Source organism: Bradyrhizobium centrolobii (genome assembly GCF_001641635.1).
Lineage (GTDB): Bacteria > Pseudomonadota > Alphaproteobacteria > Rhizobiales > Xanthobacteraceae > Bradyrhizobium > Bradyrhizobium centrolobii.
On record NZ_LUUB01000080.1, the window covers coordinates 289905 to 313829 of the forward strand.

The 23925-nt window shown below is 65.0% G+C and carries 23 protein-coding genes and 1 pseudogene; 7 read left to right on the plus strand and 17 right to left on the minus strand.

Annotation, left to right across the window (positions count from 1 at the left end):
* The 3 genes and pseudogenes from AYJ54_RS30135 to hemH form a co-directional block, all read right to left on the minus strand.
* Positions 1-920, minus strand: a pseudogene (locus AYJ54_RS30135) (SPFH domain-containing protein); the annotation flags it as partial.
* A 370-nt stretch (positions 921-1290) separates the two neighbouring features.
* Positions 1291-2268: an ABC transporter substrate-binding protein gene (locus AYJ54_RS30140; RefSeq protein WP_063704764.1), complete on the minus strand. Its 978-nt coding sequence runs from the start codon at positions 2266-2268 to the stop codon at positions 1291-1293.
* A gap of 10 nt (positions 2269-2278) precedes the next feature.
* On the minus strand, positions 2279-3313 hold the full coding sequence (hemH, locus tag AYJ54_RS30145; protein ID WP_063704766.1) for a ferrochelatase: 1035 nt from the start codon (positions 3311-3313) through the stop codon (positions 2279-2281).
* Positions 3314-3397: 84 nt separating this feature from the next.
* On the opposite strand from hemH, the gene AYJ54_RS30150 reads away from it, so the two are divergent.
* Positions 3398-3796 (plus strand): MAPEG family protein, encoded by a 399-nt coding sequence (locus AYJ54_RS30150; protein ID WP_063704767.1) that lies wholly within the window; start codon positions 3398-3400, stop codon positions 3794-3796.
* A 165-nt stretch (positions 3797-3961) separates the two neighbouring features.
* On the opposite strand, the gene AYJ54_RS30155 is transcribed toward AYJ54_RS30150, so the two are convergent.
* The 3 genes from AYJ54_RS30155 to AYJ54_RS30165 are packed head-to-tail and all read right to left on the minus strand — an operon-like array spanning position 3962 to position 7805.
* A complete protein-coding gene (locus AYJ54_RS30155; protein WP_063704769.1) occupies positions 3962-5086 on the minus strand; it encodes a nickel/cobalt transporter in 1125 nt (374 codons plus the stop codon).
* Positions 5077-5715: a DUF1007 family protein gene (locus tag AYJ54_RS30160; RefSeq protein ID WP_063704771.1), complete on the minus strand. Its 639-nt coding sequence runs from the start codon at positions 5713-5715 to the stop codon at positions 5077-5079. The genes AYJ54_RS30155 and AYJ54_RS30160 overlap by 10 nt, the downstream gene beginning before the upstream one ends.
* Positions 5715-7805 carry a M3 family metallopeptidase gene (locus AYJ54_RS30165; RefSeq protein ID WP_063704773.1) on the minus strand — a complete coding sequence of 697 codons (2091 nt, stop codon included), beginning with the start codon at positions 7803-7805 and terminating at the stop codon, positions 5715-5717. The genes AYJ54_RS30160 and AYJ54_RS30165 overlap by 1 nt, the downstream gene beginning before the upstream one ends.
* A gap of 137 nt (positions 7806-7942) precedes the next feature.
* Here AYJ54_RS30165 and AYJ54_RS30170 point away from each other — a divergent pair, with 137 nt between their 5' ends.
* The 6 genes from AYJ54_RS30170 (at position 7943) to AYJ54_RS30190 (ending at position 12904) form a co-directional block, all read left to right on the plus strand.
* The gene (locus tag AYJ54_RS30170; RefSeq protein ID WP_063704775.1) at positions 7943-8197 is read left to right on the plus strand and encodes a hypothetical protein; all 255 of its coding nucleotides are present in this window, start codon (positions 7943-7945) and stop codon (positions 8195-8197) included.
* 675 nt (positions 8198-8872) lie between these two features.
* Positions 8873-10015: a type III PLP-dependent enzyme gene (locus AYJ54_RS30175; RefSeq protein ID WP_063704777.1), complete on the plus strand. Its 1143-nt coding sequence runs from the start codon at positions 8873-8875 to the stop codon at positions 10013-10015.
* Between the two features lie 146 nt (positions 10016-10161).
* Positions 10162-10749, plus strand: coding sequence for a GNAT family N-acetyltransferase (locus tag AYJ54_RS30180; RefSeq protein WP_063704779.1), 588 nt, complete (start codon positions 10162-10164; stop codon positions 10747-10749).
* A 12-nt stretch (positions 10750-10761) separates the two neighbouring features.
* The gene (locus AYJ54_RS51505; protein ID WP_201724279.1) at positions 10762-10932 is read left to right on the plus strand and encodes a hypothetical protein; all 171 of its coding nucleotides are present in this window, start codon (positions 10762-10764) and stop codon (positions 10930-10932) included.
* 91 nt (positions 10933-11023) lie between these two features.
* Entirely contained in the window at positions 11024-11413 is a 390-nt protein-coding gene (locus AYJ54_RS30185; protein WP_063704780.1) for a RidA family protein, read from the plus strand.
* Positions 11414-11461: 48 nt separating this feature from the next.
* On the plus strand, positions 11462-12904 hold the full coding sequence (locus AYJ54_RS30190) for a homospermidine synthase (RefSeq protein ID WP_063704782.1): 1443 nt from the start codon (positions 11462-11464) through the stop codon (positions 12902-12904).
* A gap of 252 nt (positions 12905-13156) precedes the next feature.
* On the opposite strand, the gene AYJ54_RS51510 is transcribed toward AYJ54_RS30190, so the two are convergent.
* The 11 genes from AYJ54_RS51510 to AYJ54_RS30245 all read right to left on the minus strand — a co-directional run bounded on the left by AYJ54_RS51510 (position 13157) and on the right by AYJ54_RS30245 (position 23848).
* The gene (locus tag AYJ54_RS51510) at positions 13157-13504 is read right to left on the minus strand and encodes a hypothetical protein (RefSeq protein WP_063704897.1); all 348 of its coding nucleotides are present in this window, start codon (positions 13502-13504) and stop codon (positions 13157-13159) included.
* Between the two features lie 101 nt (positions 13505-13605).
* The gene (locus AYJ54_RS30200) at positions 13606-14322 is read right to left on the minus strand and encodes an MgtC/SapB family protein (RefSeq protein ID WP_063704784.1); all 717 of its coding nucleotides are present in this window, start codon (positions 14320-14322) and stop codon (positions 13606-13608) included.
* 106 nt (positions 14323-14428) lie between these two features.
* A complete protein-coding gene (locus AYJ54_RS30205; RefSeq protein ID WP_063704785.1) occupies positions 14429-17632 on the minus strand; it encodes an FG-GAP-like repeat-containing protein in 3204 nt (1067 codons plus the stop codon).
* Between the two features lie 208 nt (positions 17633-17840).
* A complete protein-coding gene (locus AYJ54_RS30210; protein WP_063704787.1) occupies positions 17841-18860 on the minus strand; it encodes a WD40 repeat domain-containing protein in 1020 nt (339 codons plus the stop codon).
* A complete protein-coding gene (locus AYJ54_RS30215; RefSeq protein WP_063704789.1) occupies positions 18860-19912 on the minus strand; it encodes a CobW family GTP-binding protein in 1053 nt (350 codons plus the stop codon). Before AYJ54_RS30215 ends, AYJ54_RS30210 begins: the two co-directional genes overlap by 1 nt.
* Before the next feature lie 55 nt (positions 19913-19967).
* On the minus strand, positions 19968-20834 hold the full coding sequence (locus tag AYJ54_RS30220) for a metal ABC transporter solute-binding protein, Zn/Mn family (protein ID WP_063704791.1): 867 nt from the start codon (positions 20832-20834) through the stop codon (positions 19968-19970).
* A 6-nt stretch (positions 20835-20840) separates the two neighbouring features.
* On the minus strand, positions 20841-21710 hold the full coding sequence (locus tag AYJ54_RS30225; RefSeq protein WP_063704792.1) for a metal ABC transporter permease: 870 nt from the start codon (positions 21708-21710) through the stop codon (positions 20841-20843).
* A gap of 6 nt (positions 21711-21716) precedes the next feature.
* Positions 21717-22469 carry a metal ABC transporter ATP-binding protein gene (locus AYJ54_RS30230; RefSeq protein ID WP_063704794.1) on the minus strand — a complete coding sequence of 251 codons (753 nt, stop codon included), beginning with the start codon at positions 22467-22469 and terminating at the stop codon, positions 21717-21719.
* 2 nt (positions 22470-22471) lie between these two features.
* A complete protein-coding gene (locus tag AYJ54_RS30235; protein ID WP_063704796.1) occupies positions 22472-22696 on the minus strand; it encodes a hypothetical protein in 225 nt (74 codons plus the stop codon).
* 43 nt (positions 22697-22739) lie between these two features.
* Complete coding sequence (locus AYJ54_RS30240; protein ID WP_063704798.1) at positions 22740-23240, minus strand: hypothetical protein; 501 nt, start codon at positions 23238-23240, stop codon at positions 22740-22742.
* The gene (locus AYJ54_RS30245; protein WP_063704800.1) at positions 23237-23848 is read right to left on the minus strand and encodes a permease; all 612 of its coding nucleotides are present in this window, start codon (positions 23846-23848) and stop codon (positions 23237-23239) included. Before AYJ54_RS30245 ends, AYJ54_RS30240 begins: the two co-directional genes overlap by 4 nt.
* Between the last annotated feature and the right edge of the window lie 77 nt (positions 23849-23925).

The window sequence follows — 23925 nt, forward strand, 5'->3', positions numbered from 1 at the left end:
GCCGCGCTTTCGCCGAACGTCGCCTTCGCGATCTCGCCGATGCCGGCGAGCGAGCCGAGCATGCTGACGGCCTCCACCGGCAGCATGATGATCTTCTGGTTCGGCGCGTCCTCGAACTGGCCGAACGCCTTTATATATTTGTCGGCGATGAAATAGTTCAACGCGGCAACGTCGCCCTTGGCGATGGCTTCCGACACCGCCTGGGTCGCCTTGGCCTCGGCTTCGGCGAGACGCTCGCGCGCTTCGGCATCGCGGAAGGCAGCCTCGCGGCGGCCTTCGGCCTGAAGGATCTGCCCCTGCTTGGCGCCCTCGGCGCGCAGGATCTCGGACTGGCGCTGGCCTTCGGCGGCGAGGATGTCGGCGCGCTTGACGCGCTCGGCCTTCATCTGCCGGCCCATCGCCTCGACGAGGTCGGCGGGCGGCACGATGTCCTTGATCTCGATGCGGTTGACCTTGACGCCCCAGGGCGAGACCGCGGCGTCGACGACGCGCAGCAGACGCTCGTTGATCTCGTCGCGATGCGACAGCACCTGGTCGAGATCCATCGAGCCCATCACCGAGCGGATGTTGGTCATGGTCAGGACCGTGATGGCCTGGGTGAGGTTGGCGACCTCGTAGCTCGCCTTCGCCGCGTCGAACACCTGGAAGAAGGCGACGCCGTCCACCGTCACGGTGGCATTGTCCTTGGTGATCACCTCCTGCTCGGGGATGTCGATCACCTGCTCCATCATGTTGATCTTGCGCCCGACGCGATCGAAATAGGGCACGATCAGATTGAGCCCGGGGCTCAGGGTCTGGGTGTATTTGCCGAACCGCTCGATGGTCCAGTCGTAGCCCTGCGGCACCGTCTTCACGCCGGCAACCAGCGTCACGATCACCAGCAACACCAGAACAATCGCGAAAATATCGAAACCGCTCATAGCTCCTCCAAGGCGGGAAAACGCCTTCCCCGCAGCCTCCCATTGGTCGGTATCGCTACCCTACCGGTTCAGCGACACAAATTCACGTCGGCGCCGACCGAACTCCCCACAAGAAGTACGGAGCAGGAACCGCAGGGATTAAGTATTTGGAAGGAGGTTCTTGAAAGCGCGCGAGCGCAGCCTAGCGTTGTGACTCTGAGAGTCCATTCCGTCATTCCGGGGCCCGAGCGGAGCGAGGGAGCCCGGAATCCATCGGGCCACAGCGTACGCGGGTGAATGGATTCCGGGCTCACGACTTCGTCGCGCCCCGGAATGACGTCCCCTGAATGACCTTGAGTGAATCAGACGTCAGAGGCGCAGCACTACCAGCCTATTCGATGACGTCGTTCGCGGTTGCGAGCAGGTGCGCGGGGATCGTGACGCCGATCGCTTTGGCGGTCTTCAAATTGAACGCGAGCTCGAACTTGGTGGGATTCTGAACCGGAAGATCGGCGGGCTGCGCGCCTCTGAGAATGCGATCGATATAGGACGCGGCACGGCGCACCTGCTCGGCGCTGTCGGTGCTGTAGGACATCAGCCCGCCCTCGTCGACGAAGCTGCGGCTCCAGAACACCGCGGGGACGCGCGCTTCGGTGATCGCCGCGAGCAGATGCGCCCGGTTGGCCATGGTGAAGAAGTCGGGCAGGACGAGCAGGCCGCCGTCCCTGCGCGAGGCGAGCGCAGCGATGGCGGCGACGTCATGCACCGGCGCGGTCTCGACCGTGACACGAAGCGCGCGCGCCGCGTCCTCGATTGTCTGCAGCATGAGGCCGGCGAACGGCGCGGTCGCGGGATTGTAGACGACGGAGACGCGGGCGACCTTTGGCGTGATCTGCGAGAGCATCTCCAGCCATTTGCCGGCCATTGGGCCGTCATAGTCGGTGAAGCCGGTGATGTTGCCGCCGGGATGGGCGAGGGTTTTGACAAAGCCCTGGCTGACGGGGTCGGTGACCACGGCGAACACGATCGGCGTCGTCGTGGTGCGCCTGTGCAGCTCCTCGACCGACGGGGTGCCGACCGCGAGCAGGATGTCGGGCTTGAGCGCGACCAGCTCGTCCGCGAGCCGCGCGATCCGCTGCCTATCGCCGCCGCCGCTGCGCCAGTCGATCCGAAGGTTGGCCTGCTCCTTCCAGCCGTGCGCGGCCAGCGCCTCAACCAGGATGGCGCTGCGCGTCTGCCCGGCCGCGTCGTCGTCGGCCGTGACCGAGAGCACGCCGAGCCGGCGCGTCGCGTCCGGTTGCTGGCCCAGCGCCGCGCGCGGCAGCGCGGTCATCATCCCGAGAAGCGCCAGGACCTCGCGACGGTTCATGGGGCGTCCATCATATCCAACCCTGAAGCTCGCGCAGCACCAGGGTGCGGATCACGTCCATGCCGGGATCGCTGTCGTTGAGGCAGGGGATCGCGGCAAACTGTTCGCCGCCATTGTGCTTGAAGATCTCGGCGTTCTCCTGCGCGATCTCCTCCAGCGTCTCCAGGCAGTCGGCGGCAAAGCCTGGCGTCACCACCGCAATGCGGCGCACGCCTTCCTTGGCAAGACGCTCCATCGTCTTGTCGGTGTAGGGCTGGAGCCACTCGTCATTGCCGAAGCGGGACTGGAAGGTCAGCAGCAGCTTTGACGTCTCCATCCCGAGCCGGCGGCGCAGCGCCTCGGTCGTCGCGATGCAATGGCCCTGATAGGGATCGCCCTTGTCGACATAGGATTTCGGCATGCCGTGGAAAGAGGCGACGATCAGTTCAGGCTTGAACGGCAGCGTCGCCAGATGCGCCTCGATCGAGGTCGCGAGCGCCTCGATGTAAGCCTCGTCCTCGTAATAAGGCGGCGTCACCCGCAGCGTCGGCTGCGCCCGCAGCCGGGAGAGCACGCGGAACACCTCGTCGCAGACGGTGGCCGATGTCGAGGCGGAATATTGCGGATAGAGGGGCACGGCGAGAATGCGCTCGCATCCCTTGGCGATCAGCGCGTCGATGCCGGCGCGGATCGAGGGATTTCCGTAGCGCATCGCCCAATCGACAACGACGTGCTCGCGGTCCGACAATGCGGATGCGAGTTTGTCGCTCTGCGACCGCGTAATCGTCTTGAGCGGCGACTCGTTCTTCTCGTCGTTCCAGATCTTGCGATAGTCGAGCGCCTTGGTGCGCGGCCGGCGGCGCAGGATGATGCCGTTCAGCACGAGCTGCCAGATCAGGCCCTGGTCCTCGATGACGCGCGGGTCCGAAAGAAATTCCCTCAGATAGACTCGCACGCCGGGAGCATCGGCCGTATCGGGCGTGCCGAGATTGATCAGGAGCACGCCGACGCGCTGGCCGGGTTGCACGGCCGGCTTCGCGGTCTCGATGGGGACAACGGTCGTCATGACAGTGCGTGGGTTCGCGCGTTGCACCGAACTTGTCAAGATCAGCCCGATTTCGCTAGGGTCTACCTAAGCGGGGGAGGACCGATGACACTCGCGGAATGGTGCGTATTTGGAGCGCTGCTGCTTTATCTCGCGACGATCGCCTCGATCAAATGGATCAGGTTTCGCCGTTTCGACAATTCCCGGCCACGCGATCCCGCCTTCTATGAGGATGGCATCTCGCAGCGCGCACTCGGCGCGCACCAGAACGGCATCGAGACCTTTCCGTTCTTCGCCTTCGCCGTGCTGCTCGCCGAATTCCGGGATTCGCCGCAGCGCCTGATCGACGAGCTTGCGGTGCTGTTCCTGATCGTGCGGATCGCCTACGTGCTGACCTATCTCGGCAACCGCCCGACGCTGCGCTCGATCCTCTGGAGCATCGGCTTTGCGATCAATATCGCGATCTTCTTCATGCCGGCGCTGAAACGGTTTCTGCCAGTGTGAGCTTTCTTCCTTCTCCCCATGTGGGAGAAGGTGGCGCGAAGCGCCGCATGAGGGGTCTCTTCCCACGAACTACCGCGCCAGGGCCATTCTCGGAGAGAGACCCCTCACCCGTCTCGCCGCTACGCGGCGAGCCACCCTCTCCCACAAGGGGAGAGGGAAAACAGCTCAAAAACACGTCGTCCGTTCGGCAGCGATGTAGCCGAACAACAGGCCGACGCCGAACAGCAGCACGAGGCCGGCGGCGGCGAATTCGATGCCGCGCATGAACAATGCGCCGCCGCCGTCGCGGGCCGCGCTCAAGCGCTGCGCGATGTCCTTGGCGGAGACGGCGACGACCGCGATGGCCGCAACCGTGATCGCGGTGCCGAGCCCCATCAGCAAGGTCGCGGCGATGCCGGCCCAGAACAGGCCCTGGGCGAGCGCGAACACCAGGACCAGGATCGCACCCGAGCAGGGGCGGATGCCGACGGTCAAGATAGCGGCGAATCCGCGCCGCCAGCCGCCGGGCCCGGCCAGTTCGCTTGGCGCGGGGCCGTGGGAATGGCCGCAATGCTCGTCATGGACGTGGTCATGCCCGTGGTGCTGATGGACGTGGGCCTGACCATGGCCGTGGTGATGATCATGGCCGCGATCATGATGAACACGCGCATCGTGATGGTGATGGTCGCGATCGTGGTTATGCGGCACGCCGGCGATCGCCGGCACCGGCTGGGCCGTCTGCAACGCGCGGATGAAGGCGCCGCCCTTGACCCAGACGAGGCGCAGGCCGAACGCCGCGATCAGCGCGTAGCTCGCAATCTCGATCGTTCCTTCCGCCTTGCACATGGTTTTCGCGGTCGCATTCAGCGCCCAGGCCGAGATGCCGACGATGAGGATCGCCACCAGCGCCTGCATCAGCGCAGACGCAAACGACAGCGCGATGCCGCGCCGCGCGGTCTCGCGGTTGGCGACGAGATAGGAGGCGATCACCGCCTTGCCGTGGCCGGGACCGGCGGCGTGGAAGATGCCGTAGGCGAAGGAGATCGCGAGCAGCGTCCACACCGCCGAGCCGTCGGATTTCGCGGCACGGATGGTCGCGGACATCTGGCGATAGAATTCGGACTGCTTGGCCAGCAGCCAGCCGATGATGCCGCCGGCCTCGGGCTCGGCCGCCGGCCGCGGCCCGCCGAACGGATTCTGCGCGAAGAGATCGTGGAGCGCGGCATCCGCCAGGCTCAACACGAGGAGGACCGCAGCGCAGGCGAGCAGCCCGTGCGCAAGCCGGGAATGGAGGCGCGGGATCAAGGGCAATCCACCGTGATCTTGTTGGCGAACATCATGCCGAAATTGGCGTTCGGGCCATCCATGAAGGTCTGCTCGTTGAGCTTCTGCGCGGTCGCGGTGCCGTCGCTCGGCCGGTCAAGCTTCATCTGACAGCCGGAGGGCGCGCCAACCAGCCCGACCGGGTTGTCCTTGGCCATCTGGAAATCGATGAAGAAGGAGCGGTCGAACACTTCGAGCACCAGTTGCTTGGGCTTGACCGGGTCCTTCAGCGGCAACGTGAAGTGCAAAGTCAGAACCGTATCCTTGTAGTCGAGGAAGTAGTCGACCGGCTCCTGGAAGCGCTCTTTCTTGCCGTCGGCTCGCGCGAAGGTGAAGTAGGCATATTCCTTCAGCGACTCGACATTGGTCTGCGCCAGCGGCCCCAGCTCCTCGCGCGTGTAGGCGCCCTTCTTTTTGCTCTCGAGCCCCTGCACCGCATAGGCCGAGAACATATCGTCGAAGGTCCAGGCGTGACGTACGCCGGTGATGCTGCCGTCCTCGGCGTAGAGCAATTCGCTGGTCGCGGTGATCCAGACATGCGGATGTGCGCTTGCGGCACTCGCCGCGAGCGAGAGGCCGGCGGCGAGCAGCCATCCCAGCAGCGCGCGCATGCCCATCAGGCCGCCTTGGCGTCGTCGAGCAGGCCGCGGCGGCGGAGCAGCGCGTCGGGCTCCGGCGGGCGGCCGCGGAAGGCCTCGTAGGCCGCCTCCGGATCGACCGATCCGCCGCTCGAGTAGATGTCGTCGTGCAGGCGCTTTGCGACCGCCGGGTCGAAGATGTTGCCAGCCTCCTCGAACGCGCCGAAGGCGTCGGCGTCCATCACCTCCGACCACATGTAGCTGTAATAGCCGGCGGCATAATGATCGCCGGAGAAGATGTGACCGAACTGCGTCGGCCGGTGGCGCAGCGAAATCTCCTCGGGCATGCCGATCTTCTCCAGCTCCTTCTTCTCGAAGGCCCGGACATCCTGCGCGGCGGAAGCCGGCTGGGTGTGGAATTCGAGGTCGACCAGCGCCGAGGAGACGAACTCGACGGTGGCAAAGCCCTGGTTGAACTTGCGCGCGGCGAGGAAGCGCTGGAGCAGATCGTCGGGCAGCGGCTCGCCGGTCTGGTAGTGGCGGGCGAACTGCTGCAGCACCTCGGGCCGCTCCTGCCAGTGCTCGTAGAGCTGGGACGGCAACTCGACGAAGTCGGTGAACACGGCGGTGCCCGACAGCGACGGATAGGTCACGTTGGACAGCATGCCGTGCAGGCCATGGCCGAACTCGTGGAACAGGGTACGGGCATCGTCCGGCGACAGCAGCGAAGGCTCGCCGCCTGCTCCTTTCGCGAAGTTGCAGACATTGATGATCAAGGGCGCGATCTCGCCGTCGAGCTTCTGCTGGTCGCGCAGCGAGGTCATCCAGGCGCCGGAGCGCTTCGACGGCCGGGCATAGTAGTCGCCGTAGAACAGCGCCTTATGCTTGCCGTCGCGGTCCCGGACCTCCCAGACCCGGACGTCCGGGTGCCAGGTGGGGACGTCCTTGCACTCCTCGAAGGTAATGCCGAACAGCCGCGTGGCGCAGTCGAAGGCGGCGGCGATCATGTGGTCGAGCGTAAGGTACGGCTTGATCGCGGCGTCGTCGAAATTGGCGCGCTGCAGGCGGAGCTTTTCGGCGTAGTAGCGCCAGTCCCAGGGCGCGAGCTGGAAATTGCCGCCCTCGGTCGTGATCAGCGCCTGCATCTCGTCGCGGTCGGCGAGCGCCCGCGCCCGCGCCGGTTTCCAGACCCGCTCCAGAAGGCCCCGCACCGCGTCCGGCGTCTTGGCCATCGAATCCTCGAGCCGGTAGGCGGCGAAGGTTGGATAGCCCAGGAGATTGGCGCTCTCCTCCCGCAGCTTCAGGATCTCGACGATGGTCGCGTTGTTGTCGTTGGCATTGCCATTGTCGCCCCGCGCCGTGAAGGCCTTGTAGACCTTCTCACGCAGGTCACGCCTCGCAGAGCTCTTCAGGAACGGCTCGACCGAGGAGCGCGACAGCGTGACGATGGCCTTGCCGGCCATCCCGCGCTCTTCTGCCGCGGCCTGAGCGGCGGCGACGAAGCTCTCGGAGAGGCCCTGGCGGTCGGCCTCGCCGAGCTCCATGGACCACTCCTGCTCGTCGCCGAGCAGATGATGGCTGAAGGTGGTGCCGAGCTGGGCGAGCTTCTCGTTGATCTCAGCCATCCGCGTCTTGGCCTCCTCGGAGAGGCCGGCGCCGGCGCGGTGGAAGCGGGTGTAGGTGCGCTCCAGCAGGCGGAGCTGTTCCGGGGTGAGCTTGAGCGCGGCGCGGTTCTCGTGCAGCTGGGCGATGCGACCAAACAGCACGGCATTCATCATGATTGGATTCCAGTGCCGCGCCATCCGCAAGGAGACCTCCTTGTCGATCTCCAGGATGGCCGGATTGGAATGCGCCGAGACCAGGTCGTAGAAGACCGCCGCGACCTTGTTCAGGAGCTTGCCGGAGCGCTCCAGCGCCGTGATCGTGTTGGCGAAGTCGGGCGTTGCCGGATCATTGGTGACCGCCGCGATCTCGGCGGAGTGGTCGGCGAAGGCCTGCTCGAAGGCCGGAAGGAAGTGCTCCGGCTTGATCTCGTCGAAGGGCGGGGTCGTGAACGGCGTCACCCAGGCCTTCAGCAGCGGATTGGCGTCGGCCGGCGCGGTGCCTGTATTTTGGCGGGGTTCTGACATCGTTGGTCCCGTTTTTTTGAGCTGGTTTGTTAAGGCCAGCTATAGCACGCGATGGGGCTTTTTTGGGCCATTTGGCCTTGCTCCCGGCCGCCTTTTCGGGGAGATTGCGGCCCTCGCAGACCACGGACCTTTTGCCTATGAACGCGCCTGCCTCTTCCTCCCGCCAGATCGTCTGGCGCAGCGTCATCACCGTCCTCAGCGCCGCCATCCTGATCGGCGCCGAGGTGTTCGGCGCGGCGTTCGCCGGCGGCTGGGCGCTCGCGATTCTGTTCGGGCTCGGCGACCAAGGCGCGCACATCCTTCAGGCCGTGCTGTTCACACTCGGCGTGCTCGTGATGACCGCCTTCATCCGCGCAGCTCAGCGCGTCGAGCCCTTCACGAAGCGCGGCTGACGCACGTGCGCGCGAGCGACGCGCGCGCTACGCTGAGAAACTTAACGCCTGTTCATCTTCAGCGTCGCTTGCGCATCACAGCGCAAGCAGATGTTAGGCAATTCTGTCCTCAGCCTAAAAAAATTCTTGCGAACCAGAGTCAAAACGCTTATGTGCGGACTTGCCCAATTTCGCACGTGCCTGTGGTCGTGTGTCAGTCGGTAGGTATCCGGACAAGAGGCCGGACAGCCGCCAAGGGGTGAAGAAGCCGAGGGGCTCTTCGGAAGCGCCGAAGTCGGAAGACTGAAGAGGTCTGAAGACGGAGACGACCGAAGCGTCCAGCATCTCTCTCAAAGAGATGCCTTGTCGAAGGTGACTTCGCTCTTTGCAACCGTGACTGGCAGCCGGAGGCGAACCGGCGCACCTCGTTCTCAACGGGGGACGCGACTTAAAGCAACGACGGATCGGGCTTTTTTGGTCTCTACCGGCATTCCAACGCCGGCGCGGGCTACTGAAAAGGCTTGTCCTTCATTGCCAGGTGAGCGGGCGGGAAAATTCCCAACCAATCCACGGCAGCACAAACTGGTCTGAGTTCTTAGGCTCTGTCGCGTCTCCATCGTGCGGCATCGCCAAAGCGCTCACGTCCAAGAACAATTTGAACGGGTCCTTGTCGCAAAGGGCCGTTTGGAGGGTGCTATGACCGAGCGCATCAGGGAATTTTTGCGCAACCGCCGTACCGAGGGCCTCGATACTGAACCCTGCCTCGTGGTCGACCTCGACGTCGTGCGCGACAACTACCAGAGCTTTGCCAAGGCGCTGCCCGACAGCCGCGTGTTCTATGCCGTCAAGGCGAACCCGGCGCCGGAAGTGCTGGCCCTGCTCGCCTCCATGGGCTCCTGCTTCGACACCGCGACGGTCGCCGAGATCGAGATGGCGCTGGCCGCGGGTGCGACGCCTGACCGCGTCTCCTTCGGCAACACGATCAAGAAGGAGCGCGACATCGCGCGCGCCTTCGCGCTCGGCATCCGCCTGTTCGCGGTCGACTGCGCCGCCGAGGTCGAGAAGGTCGCCCGCGCCGCCCCCGGCGCGAAGGTGTTCTGCCGCATCCTCTATGACTGCGCCGGCGCCGAATGGCCGCTGTCGCGCAAGTTCGGCTGCGACCCCGAGATGGCCGTCGAGGTGCTCGACGTCGCCAAGCGTCTGGGCCTGGAGCCGTGCGGCATCTCCTTCCATGTCGGCTCGCAGCAGCGCAAGGTGAAGGCGTGGGACCGTGCGCTGGCGATGGCCTCGCAGGTGTTCCGCGACTGCGCCGAGCGCGGCATCAACCTCTCCATGGTCAACATGGGCGGGGGCTTCCCGACCAAGTACATGAAGGACGTGCCGCCGGTCGTGACCTACGGCCGGTCGATCTTCCGCGCGCTGCGCAAGCACTTCGGCAACCAGATTCCGGAGACCATCATCGAGCCGGGCCGCGGCATGGTGGGCAACGCCGGCATCATCGAGTCCGAGGTCGTGCTCATCTCGAAGAAGAGCGACGAGGACGAGGTGCGCTGGGTGTATCTCGACATCGGCAAGTTCGGCGGTCTCGCCGAGACCATGGACGAGTCGATCCGTTACGCCATCCGCACCCCGCATGACGGGGCGGACATGACGCCGTGCGTGCTCGCGGGCCCAACCTGCGATTCCGCCGACGTGCTGTACGAGAAGAACCCGTATCCGCTCCCCGTCACGCTCGAGATCGGCGACAAGGTGCTGATCGAAGGGACCGGGGCCTATACGTCAACCTACTCGTCGGTGGCGTTCAACGGCATCCCGCCGCTGAAGACGTATCACATCTGATTTGCCACATCTGATCCGCCTCGCTGTCGAGGCTTGATGAACCGGGAGCCGGCCATGCCGGCTCCTCCCTGACATTTTCGATTTCTGACGACGCCTTGGACCGGCGTGCCTGTGGGCATGTCGGTTCAAGCGGGGACTGACGTGCCATGACTGCTCTTCGGAAGCCACAGGTCGCCCTCACCTCGAAAGCCGCTCCGTTCGCGATCCGTGCGGAGCGTGCTGCCGACGTCGCCGCCCGTGAAGCGCTGCTCGATGCCTGCTTTGGCGAGAACCGCCATGGCCGGACCTGCCAGCGCCTGCGCGACGGACGCGCACCCGCCGCCGGCCTCGCGCTGGCAGCTGTGCGCGAGGGAAAACTCGTGGGTACCGTGCGGCTGTGGCACGTCAGCGCCGGAGGCAGGCCCGCTTTGGTCCTCGGACCACTGGCGGTTGATCCTGCCTGCCGCGAGCTCGGGATCGGCGCCGCGCTGATGCATCAAGCGCTGGCCGCCGCCCGGGCGCGCGGGCACGCCGCCGTGATCCTGCTCGGCGATGGCCCCTACTATGCCCGCTTCGGCTTCTCGGCCGAAAAGACCGGCGAGCTGTCGCTGCCCGGCCCATTCGAACGCGACCGCCTGCTCGCGCTCGAATTCACGGCGGGCGCGCTGGACGGCGTCTCCGGGATGATCGTTGCGAGCGGCGCTATCCTGCCCAAACGGCGGGCATCACGCGCCCAGCACGCGCACGCGGCTTAAGGGATTGCCATCATGGCGAAGACCGAAGCCGCATCCGGCGGCGATGTCCGCACGCGCCCGCGCAGCATCGTCACCACGGTCCTTTTGATCCTGATCTCGGTCATGATCGTCAGGGACCTCCTCGTGCGGCGGTGGAGCGGCACTGCGCCGCCGTCGCAGGACACGACACTTCAGTCCCGCTAGGCTCACCCGCCGTCGCATCGCTTTGGGGTTGCGCGGGCCCGCAAATTGCCCCTAAACCCCGCCCAATCGCCTTCAGCCGAGGTCCAACACCATGTCCCGTCGCCTGATTTCCACCGGCTCCCCCTTCGAGAAGACCGCCGGCTACAGCCGCGCCGTGATCGACGGCGACTTCGCCTTCGTCGCGGGAACCACCGGCTATGACTACACGACGATGACAATGCCGGCCGATGTCACGAGCCAGTCACGTAACTGCTTCAAGACCATCGAGGCCGCCCTGAAGGAGGGCGGATTCGAGATGGCCGACATCGTCCGCGCGACCTACTTCCTCACCGACGCCAAGGACGCAGACGCCCATTTCGCCGTCTGCGGCGAGGTCCTCGGTGATATCCGCCCGGCCGCAACGCTTCTGATCGTCAGCGGGCTCTACAAGCCCGAGATGAAGGTCGAGATCGAAGTGACCGCGAAGCGCCGCAGCGCCTGATCCACCACTCACCATTTGTCCGCCAGTACTTTCCGGAGAAACCATCCCATGAGCCCCACCTCGCAGATCTACGCGAAGATTACCGGCCCCATCGTCATGGTCGGCTTCGGCTCCATCGGCAAAGGCACGTTGCCGATGATCGAGCGGCATCTCGATTACGACAAGTCGCGCATCACCGTGATCGATCCCAAGGACGAGGGCCGCAAGGCACATTGCGAGAAGCACAATGTAAGATTCATCCAGCAGGGCCTGACCAAGGCCAATTATCGCGACTTGCTGACCCCGCTTCTCACTGAAGGCGGCGGCCAGGGTTTTTGCGTCAATCTCTCGGTCGATACCGGCTCTACCGACATCATGGAGCTCTGCGACGAACTTGGCGCTCTTTATATCGACACCGTCAACGAGCCCTGGCTCGGCTTCTATTTCGATTCTTCGAAGGGCCCGGAAGCACGCTCCAACTACGCCCTTCGCGAAGTGACGCTGGCCGCCAAGAAGGCGCGCCCCGCGGGCTCGACGACGGCCATCTCCTGCTGTGGCGCCAATCCCGGCATGGTCTCCTTTTTCGTCAAGCAGGCGCTACTCAATGTCGCCGCTGATCTGAAGCTCAATGCCCCCAGGCCGAAGACCAGAGCCGAATGGGCGGACTTGATGCGGCAAGCGGGTGTCAAGGGCATCCACATCGCCGAACGCGATACCCAGCGCTCCAAGTCGCCGAAAGAGCCGGACGTCTTCGTCAACACCTGGTCGGTGGAAGGTTTCCTGTCGGAAGGCGTGCAGCCGTCCGAACTCGGTTGGGGCACCCATGAAAAATGGATGCCCGAGAATGCGCGTACCCACGAAGCTGGCTGCGGCGCCGCCATCTATCTGATGCAGCCCGGCGCCAACACGCGCGTGCGCACCTGGTGCCCGACCCGCGGCGCGCAGTATGGCTTCCTCGTCACCCACAACGAGTCGATCTCGATCTCCGATTACTTCACGGTGCGTGACGCATCGGGCACGGCGATCTATCGGCCGACCTGCCACTACGCCTATCATCCGGCTGACGATGCCGTGCTGTCGCTGCATGAAATGTTCGGCCGCGCAGCGAAGATGCAGGAAAAGCACCACATCCTCGATGAGAACGAAATCGTCGATGGCATCGACGAACTCGGCGTGCTGCTGTTCGGCCATGACAACAATGCCTACTGGTATGGCTCGCAGCTCTCCATCGAAGAGACCCGCAGACTCGCGCCCTATCAGAACGCCACCGGCCTGCAAGTGACCTCCGCCGTGCTCGGCGGCATGGTGTGGGCGCTGGAAAACCCGAACGAAGGCATCGTCGAAGCCGACGAGATGGATTTCGATCGTCTGCTGGAAATCCAGATGCCATATCTCGGCCCGGTGAAGGGTTTCTACACCGACTGGACGCCGCTGACGGATCGTCCGGGACTGTTTCCGGAAGATATCGATACGAGCGATCCCTGGCAGTTCCGGAATATTCTGGTGCGCTAAGGCGGATTCTCTCTACCCGTCATTTCGGGGCGCGCCACTTGGCGCGAGCCCGGAATCGATCAGGCGGCAGTACGTGCGGACAAATGGATTCCGGGCTCGCGACTTCGTCGCGCCCCGGAATGACAACTCCACACACCGCAGTCCTGCCCCGGGGCATCCAGTACGCTGCGGCGTCTCCGTATCCATACACGGTCTCTGGAATACCGGATCATCCGCTTTCGCGGGTGATGACGCCGCATCGACAGAGGGGGCTTACTGCTTGTCCTTGGTCGGCGGCTCCTTGATCGGCGGCGCGATCTTCTCGGCGGGCGCCTGCGGCAGGACGGGCTTCGCCGCGCCCTGCGTCTGCGGATCGGGGCGCGCGGGCTCGGGCGCCGGCGTGGTCGGGCGCTCGCCGCCGGGCTTTGCTTGCGCCGGAGTCTTGCTCTGATCGTCGGACGGCTTGCCCTGGAGTGGTCCCGTCGCCTGCGCCGTCTGCATCCGATACTCAGCCCGGATCTGCGCCAGCGACAGGCCTGACACCACGGCGCCGGCTGCGAACAGCGCGCTGGCGATCAGCAGGTCTCGTCGAAGTCTGCGTTTGTCAGGGTTGCCGGTCATATCGATCACCGCCATTCATCCGCGGGATCAACGAATTCGCCGGATCGCAGTTCCGCGCCCGGAGAGGCGGAACCTCACGCTTGCGCGCCAAAACGCCGCGCTCACTCCGTTGTGCTGACTTCCCAGGTGGCGTGACGCACGCCGGGCAAATGCTGCAGATCGGTCGCCACCGCGTTCAGTTCATTCGGATCGACCGCGGTCGCCACCAGCTTCGCGACGATCTCCAGAATGTCGTCGCCGATCTCGACCACGTCGACATCGGCCACCGGATATTGCGCGGCGTCGAGCTTGTCGACGAGGCGGTCGCGCATGTCGGGCAAGGCCTCTGTCGTGACCGCGAGCTTGAAATAGTAGGTCGCCTCCAGGGCCCTCTCGTTCAGCGGGATACGGTTGATCGCATTAACCAAGGGTCGCAGCAGCGTGTTGCCAGCGATGATGAATACGGTCAGCACCGTGGCCTGGGCGACCAGGTCGGCGCCGGCGCAGGAGCCGACCGCCGCCGAGGCCCACAATGTCGCCGCGGTGTTGAGGCCGCGCACGTCCATGCCCTGCTTCATGATGACGCCGGCGCCGAGGAAGCCGATGCCGGAGACGACATAGGAGATCACCCGCACCGCGCCATCGGCACCCGTCAGATGCATCGCGAGGTCGACGAAGGCGGCAGCCCCAACCGCGACCAGCACGTTGGTGCGCAGGCCCGCGGTGCGCTGCCGGTACTGCCGTTCGGCCCCGATCAGTGTGCCCAGCACGAAGGCCGTGAACAGGCTGATCAGCGTGTCGATGAAGTCAGCAATCTGGAAAGTCGTCAGAAACCGCATGGCCCCTCGCACGGTCGCCAGACGATCTATGCGAGAGTGTCGCCGAGGTCAATTTGAACGGGCATCGGCTGTGGAAGCCGATGCCCGTCCGCACCCAGTGCAGGCCTCAGTGGGTCGCCGCGAGGAGCGCCTGCTGGGGCGGCTCGTAGCTCAGCAAAGTTCCGCCGAGACCGTCGGACGAGAGCACGAAGGACGAGGCCGAGTACTGCGCGAGCAGAGCCCACGAGTAGCTCTGGCCGCCGTCGGTTGTGACCGTCAGATTGTTCGCGCCATCGACATCGACGCTGCTGATCACGGTGTTGCGGAAATCGATGCGGTCGTCCGCACCGAAATTGGCGATCGAGCCGGCGAGACCCGACGGCGTCTCCAGCACCAGCGTCGCGCCGGCCGTGCCGCCGAAATCGACGTTCTGAAGGACGCCGCCGCCATAGACATGCCCGGTGCCGCCGTCCAGATGCGTGTTCGAGGCCGTGCCGCTCGCGCCGACGTCCTGCTCACCGCCGCCGCTCACGTTCGCGCCGTTCGCCGTACCCGCCACAAACTGGAAGCCACCACCGATCGTGGCGTTGCCGTCGGTGGCGCCGGCGTCCACGTATTGGAAGCCGCCGGTCGCAACCGTCGTCGCGGTCGTCGCACCGCCCGAGCCGACATACTGCCGTCCGCCGGCATTGATCGTGGTGCCGGCGGCATGGCCGTCGGTGAGGATCTGCTGATCGCCCGCGAGCACGACGTTGGTGACGGTTCCGTTGGCGACGTCCTGATAGCCGCCGGCCTCGACCGTGGTGCCATCGGCACTGCCGCCTTGATAGACGTGCTGCCAGCCGCCGCTTTCGACAACAGCGCCGGTCGAGGTCCCGTAGTCGTACTGAACGCCGCCGGCGCCGATGGTCGCACCGTAGCTGCTGCCGCTGGCATATTGCGTGCCGTAGATCGTCGCGCCGTGCTCGTCTCCGCCCGCGGCGAGCTGCATCACGCCGGAGAACTCGATCAACGTGTTGGTTGCATGGCCACCGTTGGCGACGAATTGCTCGCCCCCGGCCTTGATCGTAGTGTGAGCCGCGGTGCCGCGAGCGTAGACCTGCTCGAAACCGTACAACACGGTATCGGTCGCGATCGCGGAGTTGCGCACGTCCTGATAGCCGCCGGCTTCGATCGTCGCCGCGGTTGTGCTGACGCCAATGACGTGCTGCGCGCCGCCGCTCTTGACCACCGATCCGGTCGAGGTGCCGTAGTCCTCTTCGATTCCGTTACGAAGGACAATCGCCCCGACCGAGGTCGCGCCACCGCCGACGACGAGGCTCGGGTTGAAGGTCGAGGGAGACGCCACGACGATCGCGTTCGCAAGTGATGTGCCAGCAGGTATTGTGTAGCCGTAGGCGAGCGGGATGGCCTGCGATATGCCGGTATTGCCGGCTGCGTCGCGCAGACGGGCCGTCACATAGGAAAGTCCGGTTGCGGGAAACAGATTATCCAGCCGCCAGGTGCCGTCGGTGCTGGTGACAGAGAGATCCGTCGCACCGAACGACAGGGTGAGCGTGGCCGGCGCGTCGGCCACATCGAGCGTGCCCAGGACGCTGATGCGGTTGGATGTTGCATCGGAGTTTTCGATGCTCGTGATCGCGAGGACGGGAGCGGTCGTATCGACCGTGAAGTTGAACGCGGGCCCGGGATTGCTGTGGTTACCCAGCGTGTCCGTGGCAGTCGCCACATAGCTGTAGGTCGAGCCGTCCTCAAGGCCCGACACGCCGAGGCTCCAGCTGCCGTCGCTGCCAACCGTGGTGACGCCAACGACGGAATTGTCGCCGGCGTTCGTTACCGTGACGGTGTCTCCGGCATTGCCGGAGCCGGACAGGGTCGTCGTCCCGCCATGGAAATGAGCCGCGTTGATGTAATTGTTGCCGTCGGCGCCCGGCGTCACGTCCGCATCGACAATCGCCAGAGCCGGCGGCGTGCGATTGATCGTGTACACGGTGGTCGTTGGATTGGGAGCGGTGAGCAAAACATCCTCGCCGGTCGAGGCGTTGCTCGTTGTCCACTCCACCACCACGTCGGCCTTTCCGTCTCCATTGAAGTCGCCGATGGTCAGTGGGCCGGCAGTGGCGTCCAGGGGCACCGTCACGGCCGGGCCAAACGTGCCGTCACCGCGGCTGTAGAAGGTCGAAAGCGTGTTGTTGGTCCCTTCCACGACGATGTCCGCCTTGCCGTCGCCATTGACGTCCGCGGCTGTCGCGTACCAAATCGGTGCCGGCGTCAAGAAGGTCTGAGGCGATGCGAAGGTGCCGTCGCCGTTGCCGAGCAGGATTGCAATCGAGTTGTTGGTTCCGAGCGCAAGATCAAGCTTGCCGTCACCGTTGAAGTCACCGCTCAACGTGGTCGATGCAGTGCCGGCCTCGATCGGGGATTGGAACGTGCCGTCCCCGTTGCCAAGGCGCACGGCAACCGGCGAGCTTGACGAGGTCTTCACCAGCAGGTCGATCTTTCCGTCGCCGTTGAAATCTCCGCTCGCGAAGGCACCGGAGACGTCCGTGGCAACCGGCGATCCGAAAGAGCCGTCGCCGTTGCCGAGCAGCAGCGACGTGCCATTGTTGTTCGACATGAGCACGTCGGCCTTGCCGTCGCCATTGAAGTCGGCAAGCGCCCTGATAAAGCCGTTATTACTGCCACCCGTCGCATACTTCGTCGTCGCCGCGAACGTGCCGTTGCCATTGCCCAGCTTGACGTCCAGGGTCCCGGTGGTGATGTTGCCCATCAGGACGTCCAGCTTGCCGTCGCCGTTGACGTCGGCAAGTCGAATCGACCCTTCCAGCTCCGAGGCGCCGGTAAATGTGGTCGACGTGAATTGGCCCGCGCCGCTATTGGTTCTGACATCGAGAAAGTAAGCGGAGGCGCTGACGGTTCGGATGTACACCATATCCTGCTTGCCGTCGCCGTTGACGTCGCCGACCGCGGCCGAGTTGATGATGCTGAAGCGCGGGCCGCTCATTTGCGATTCGGACTGGAAGGGTCCGACATAGTAGCCGCTGGAATCGTGCACGTTGGTGCCGGTCAGTTGCAGCCCCAGCGTGCCGCTCCCCGAGCCGGTGTTCACCGTGACCACGTAGCTCGCGCCGTTGCTGCCGGCCACCGGCGTGATGTCCGTGATGCCCGCACCGCTGATGCCGCCGGTCGTTGCGAGGGTGAACTGGTCGACCGTGACGCCGGACACCGGCTTCGAAAAGGTGACTGTGTAATGCACGACGGAAGCGTCCGTCGATGACGGATCGGTGCCCGTGATGCTCACGAGCGTCGGAAGAACGGGGATGCTTGGCATGGGATTTCCCTGGCGTGGCGCTTTGATGCGAGGATTCGAATTGCACGCAGGCCCGGAAAGACCGGCACCAGGAGCAATTGATCGCGCGACGGCAATTCGAAATTGCACGTCGCGCGCTCTACATCTGCGACCTTACAGGGGCAGCTTGTAAGTTATGTTACACGATAACAAAGATAACATAAATCGAGAAGCTGCGGGCGAGCAAGCCTCACAGCTCCAGCAATCCGCCGTCGCCGTTTTCGTCCGCAAAGGCGAGCAATGTGCCCTTGGCGTTCCAGGCAAGCGCTGCAACGGGCTCCGTGCCGTTGCGACGGACCAGGATCTCGGCGCCGTCCTCCAGCCGCACCATCAGCACGGTGCCGTCGCTGTAGCCGGCGGCGAGGATATCGTTCTTCGGGTGGCAGGCGACCACCGACACGCGCGCCGACAGCGGCGCGAGCATCGCGGGCTCCTTGCCCATCGGACCGTCCTTGCTCGCGAACGGCCACAGGATGACAGTGTCGGCACCCGACGTCGCCAGTGCCTTGCCGCCCGCGCTCCAGGACATCGAGCGGACGCGACCGGGATAGCCGGTCATGCGCATGTGCCGGTTGTCGGCGAGCCGCCAGCCATGGAGCGCCGGTTCGTGCATCGTGGTGACCAGGAATTTGTTGTCCGGGCTGAAGGTGACGCCGAGATGCGAGCCGGCCCAGGGCAGGAATTCGGCTGTGGCCGCCATGTTCGGAAACCACAGCGTCGCGCCGTTGTAATGGGCGATTGCGAGCCGCAGGCCCTTCGGGGCGAACGCAAGGCCGCCGACGGTCGAGGGCACCTCGATCGATTTCTCCTCCAGCTTGCCGCTCTTGACGAAGGCTGTCTTGCCAGCCGACCAGGCGAAGGCGCCATCGGCGTGCAGCGCCACCGCATCGATCCAGCGCCGCTTCGGATCGGTCGCGAGCAGCGTCACCTCGCCCTTGGCGTCGAGCGCGACGACCTTGCCGTCGTCACCGCCCATCACGAGGCGCTTGCCATCACTCGCGGTGGAGAGAATGCCGCCGCTATGGACGGCGACCTTGCTGATCTCGCCCTTGGCATCAACGAGCGCGACGTTCTCCTCGCCGCCGACAAAGGCGGCGCGGTTGGCGAGGAAATGCGCCGAGGTCACAGCCATCCCGAGCGCGACCGGCATGACGCGGTCGGTGACGGAGACGATCGAGGGCGAATCGGGGGCCGGCGTAAACTCTTTCATCACGAGACGATGCAGCTCTCAAAACCCTTGCGGATGGCCTCTTCCGGCAGTTCGCGTCCGATGAAGATGAGGCGGCTCTCGCGCGGCTCGCCGTCCTTCCATTTCCGCTGGTGGTTACCCTCCAGCATCATGTGGACGCCCTGGAAGACGTAGCGGTCATCGTCGTCGTGGAAGGCGAGGATGCCCTTGGAGCGCAGGATCTTCTGGCCTTCCATCTGCACCAGATTCTGGAGCCAGGGCATGAACACGTTCGGATCGAGCGGCTTATCGGTCTTGAGCGACAGCGACTGCATCTCCTCATCGTGATAGTGCTTCAGGCCGTGGCCATGGTCATGGTGGTGATGATGGTCGTGGCCGTCGTGGTGATGATGATCATGGTCGTGGTCATGATCATCGGCCTCCAGGAAGTCCGGCTCGATGTCGAGGATGCGGTCGAGATCGAAGGCACCACGATCGAGCACATCCGCCAGAGCCACCGAGCAGCGCTCGGTCCGGTGGAGTTTTGCATAGGGGTTGATACAGCGGATGCGGGCCTCGACTTCTGCAAGCTCAGGTCTGGTGACGAGATCGGTCTTGTTCAGCACGATGACGTCGGCAAAAGCGATCTGGTTCTTGGCCTCGGGCGCGTCCTTGAGCCGGTCGGACAGCCATTTGGCGTCAGCGACCGTCACGACCGCATCGAGGCGGGCATTCTTCTGCACGTCCTCGTCGACGAAGAAGGTCTGGGCGACCGGAGCGGGATCGGCAAGGCCGGTGGTCTCGACGATGATGGCGTCGAACTTGCCCTTGCGCTTCATCAAGCCGTCCATGATGCGCACGAGGTCGCCGCGCACGGTGCAGCAGATGCAGCCATTGTTCATCTCGAACACTTCCTCATCGGCGCCGATGATGAGGTCGTTGTCGATGCCGATCTCGCCGAATTCGTTGACGATGACGGCGTATTTCTTGCCGTGGTTCTCCGACAGGATGCGGTTCAAAAGCGTGGTCTTGCCGGCGCCGAGGTAGCCGGTCAGGACGGTCACGGGAATCTTGGGGGAGGTCGCTTCAGACATAACAACTCCGGACATCGGGCTTTTTCGCGCGACGCGAGGCAGGGTGGCCCCCGCCCTATTGGTCAAGCGCGCTGGACAGGCCCTTTATATTGTGCCTGACCATGTCAATGTAAGTGGGGGCAGGCCCCTTTTCGCCCGTCAAACCGTCCGAAATCAGGGTCCCGCCGACCTTTGCCCCGGTCTCCGCCGCGATCCGCCGGATCAGCCGGTCATCGCTGATATTCTCCAGGAACACGGCCGGGATTTTTTGGGCCCTGATCTGACCAATGATGGCTGCGATATCGCGCGCGCTGGGCTCGGTTTCCGTAGATACCCCCAAGGGCGCGATGAACTGGATACCGTATTCGGCGGCGAAATAGCCGAAGGCGTTGTGGGTCGAGATCACCTTGCGCCGCTCGGACGGGATCTTCGCCACCGCGTCGCGCACCTCGTGGTCGAGTGTTTCGAGCTTTTCCAGATAGGTGCTGGCCTGGGCGCGGAAGAACTCGGCATCATCGGGGTCGGCTGCGGCCAGAGCATTGACGATGTTCGTCACATAGACCTTGGCGTTCGGGACCGACTGCCAAGCATGCGGGTCGGCGTCCGAGCCGAGTTTCAGGGGGGCGATGCCAGCACTGGCCGTGACCACCTGCGCCTTGCTACCTGCCGATTGCACCAGCCGCGGCAGCCAGCCCTCGAGCCCGAGCCCGTTGACGATGACGAGTTTTGCTTCCGCGACGCGCTTCGCATCGCCCGGTGCCGGTGTGTAGACGTGGACGTCGCCGTCGGGGCCGACCAGCGTCGTGAGGCTGATACGGTCGCCGCCGACATTGCGGACGAAATCGGCGAGGATCGAGAAACTCGCGATCACGTTGAGCCGCTCCGCGGCGTGCAGCGGCGACGCCGTCAGGAGCAGGGCCAAAAGCAGAAGGACGCGCCGCATCGTCCGTCACGCCTCCAGATGGCGGCCAGGAAACATCTGGCGAACAAGGCCGCCGACACGGCCGAACAGGACCGAGCCGACGTAGAACACCGTGGCCACAAGGATGATCGCGGGGCCCGAGGGCACGCGGGTCTGGAATGACAGCACGAGGCCAGCATAGCCCGAGACGGCGGCAGCGATCACGGCGATGCAGATCATGGCGGTGAGATCGCGCGACCAGAACCGCGCGATGCCGGCCGGCAGGATCATCAGGCCGACCGCAAGCAGGGTGCCGAGCGCCTGAAAGCCGTTGACGAGGTTGATGACGACGAGTGCGAGGAAGGCAAGATGCGCCGGTCCCCCGGCGCGGCTGACCGTGCGCAGGAAGAGCGGATCGACGCTCTCGATCACGAGTGGGCGATAGATCACCGCGAGCACCAGGAGTGTGACCGTAGCGTTGAAGGCAACCACCAGCAGCGTCTGGTCGTCCATGGCGAGGATGTTGCCGAACAGCACGTGCAAGAGGTCGATATTGGTACCCTTGATCGAGACGATGGTGACGCCCAGCGCCAGCGAGGCGAGATAAAAGGTCGCGAGCGAGGCGTCCTCCTTCAGCCCGGTCGAGCGCGCGACCACGCCGGCGAGGATCGCGACCGCAAAGCCCGCGATCAGGCCGCCCGCGGTCATCGCGAACAGATTGAGGCCAGAGAGCAGGAAGCCGACCGCCGCGCCCGGCAGGATCGCGTGCGCCATGGCGTCGCCGACGAGGCTCATCCGCCGCAGCATCAGGAACACGCCGATCGGCGCACCGGCGAACGACAGCGCGATGACGGCTGCGAGCGCGCGCCGCATGAACTCGAATTCGGTGAACGGGCCGATCAGGACATCATGGATCATCGGATGTCACGCCGCCTGCGAGCGCCCATCTTCGCCGCAGGCCGCGGCGCTGTCGTCGAAGGCTTCGCACATCCGCATCGCGACCATCAGGTTGTCCGGCGTCAGCACCTCGGCCGTCGGTCCCCACGCCACGGGTCCGCGCGCCAGCACCAGGGTCTCGGTGAAATGGTTGCGCACCATCTCCATATCATGCAGGGCCGCGAACACGGTGCGGCCCTCACCGTGCCAAAGCTTCACCAGCGCCAGCAGATCGGCCGTGGTCTTGCTGTCGATGGCGTTGAAGGGTTCGTCCAGCACGATCAGCCTCGCGTCCTGGAGCAGCACGCGCGCGAACAGCACGCGCTGCATCTGACCGCCGGAGAGCGTGCCGATCGGACGGTTCTCGAAGCCGCTGAGGCCAACGGCCGCGATCGCGCGGAGGATCTTGTCCCGCGCCGCCTTGCCGATGCCGCCAAACAGGCCGGTCCCGCGCCACAGCCCGGTGCCGACGAAGTCGAACACCGAGATCGGAAAGCTGCGGTCGATCTCCGCGCTCTGCGGCAGATAAGCGATGTCCCTGCTGTCGAGCCCGCCAAGATGGATGCTGCCGTCGAGCGGCCTCAGGATGCCCACGATGCCGCGCAGCAGCGTCGACTTGCCGGCGCCGTTCGGCCCAATCACCGCGACCAACGCACCGGGCGCGACCTCGCCATTGAGGTGATGGACGGCCGGATGCCGGTCGTAGCCGAGCGTGACGTTGTGGAGGTGCAGCGCCGCCATGGTCACCTCATCGCCAGAAAGACCAAGCCCCATAGCACGGCGCAGACGGCGAGCGCCGCAGTCAAGCGGCCCGCCATGGTCATGCGCAGGATCGACCAAGGCGCGGCCTGGGCCGGATGCGGCGAGGCGGCGTCATGGACGTGGGCATGCGAGTGGCCGTGCCCATGGGAATGGGCGTGATCGTGGGAGTGGTCGTGATGATGGACATGGGACGCGGCAGGAACCATTTGAGGACGTTATATTATAACATTACGACTGTCCACGTCCGGATTAGGGCTTGCCGATCACCATCGCGATGGCCGCCGCCACGAACGGGAACGGAACCGAGACGGCGCAGCGGAACCAGACGAAACGGGCCGGCATGAACGGGATTTCCCACAGAATCACCCGCTGGAAGGCGAACAGGGCCCAGGCGACGACATAGGCGACCACCTGCGGCACCCCGCCACCCGACTTCAGCGCCACCGTCCCGATGGAGAAGCCGATCACGGGGCCGCCGGGCGTCGCGGCACCGGCGACCACGGCGGTCGCGACCCCAACCCAGCCGCTGTCCGGCCCGAGCCAGCCGGTGATCACCTCCTGGGGGATGATGGCGGCGATATAGCCGGAGCCGATCACGCCGAGCGCGATACGCGGCACGATGTTGACGAAGTCCATCGATCCTTCGCGCAGAGACGCCTTGAACACCGGAGGGCCGCGGCGGAAGGCGATCAGGCCGACGCCGAGCACCGAGCCCCACAGCAGGATGTCGATGAGAAGCGCGGCGCTCACGTCTCGTCGTCCTTCGCGGCCGGCTTCGGATAGAGCCGGACATAGACGAAGCGGCCGAGCGCGCCGGCGAGCACCGGCAGCGGCAGCGAAATGACGATCCGCCACAGCGTGAAATCCGTACCCATGATCGGGATTTCCCAGGCGACCGCGCGGCCATAGCCGATCAGCGTCCAGCTCACGACCATGGCGATGGTGGCGCCGAAATCGGCGCCGACCGCGAGCAGCGCGCTCGCCACTGGATAGGCGGTGAAGGGCCCGCCCGGCAGGATCGCGCCAAAGGCGGTGCCGATCAAAAGGCCCATCAGGCCGGACTTCGGCCCGAGCGAGCGCGAGACTTTTTCGTGCGGCAGTATCTCTGAGATGAACGCGCCGAGCAGGCAGCCGGCCAGCACGCGCGGCAGGATGCCGCCGAACAGCGAGAGGTCGTGGGTCAGGATTTCGAGGACGCCGCTGGTGCCGTCACGTCGCCAGACCAGCGCCGCGCTCACCGCCACCAGCGCCGCGATGATGATCGTCGACCAGCCGATCGGCTTGCGGGTTCGCCCAGGCCGCGGCTCGGACTCCGCGTCCACGGCAGGCGCCGGGTCTTTCGGGGAAGGTTCTGACAACGGGCTCGGGTCGGATCGAGGAGATTCCCGTTCTGATTAAGGGCGCCGTCATGGTGATGCAAACAGAACGAGGACGG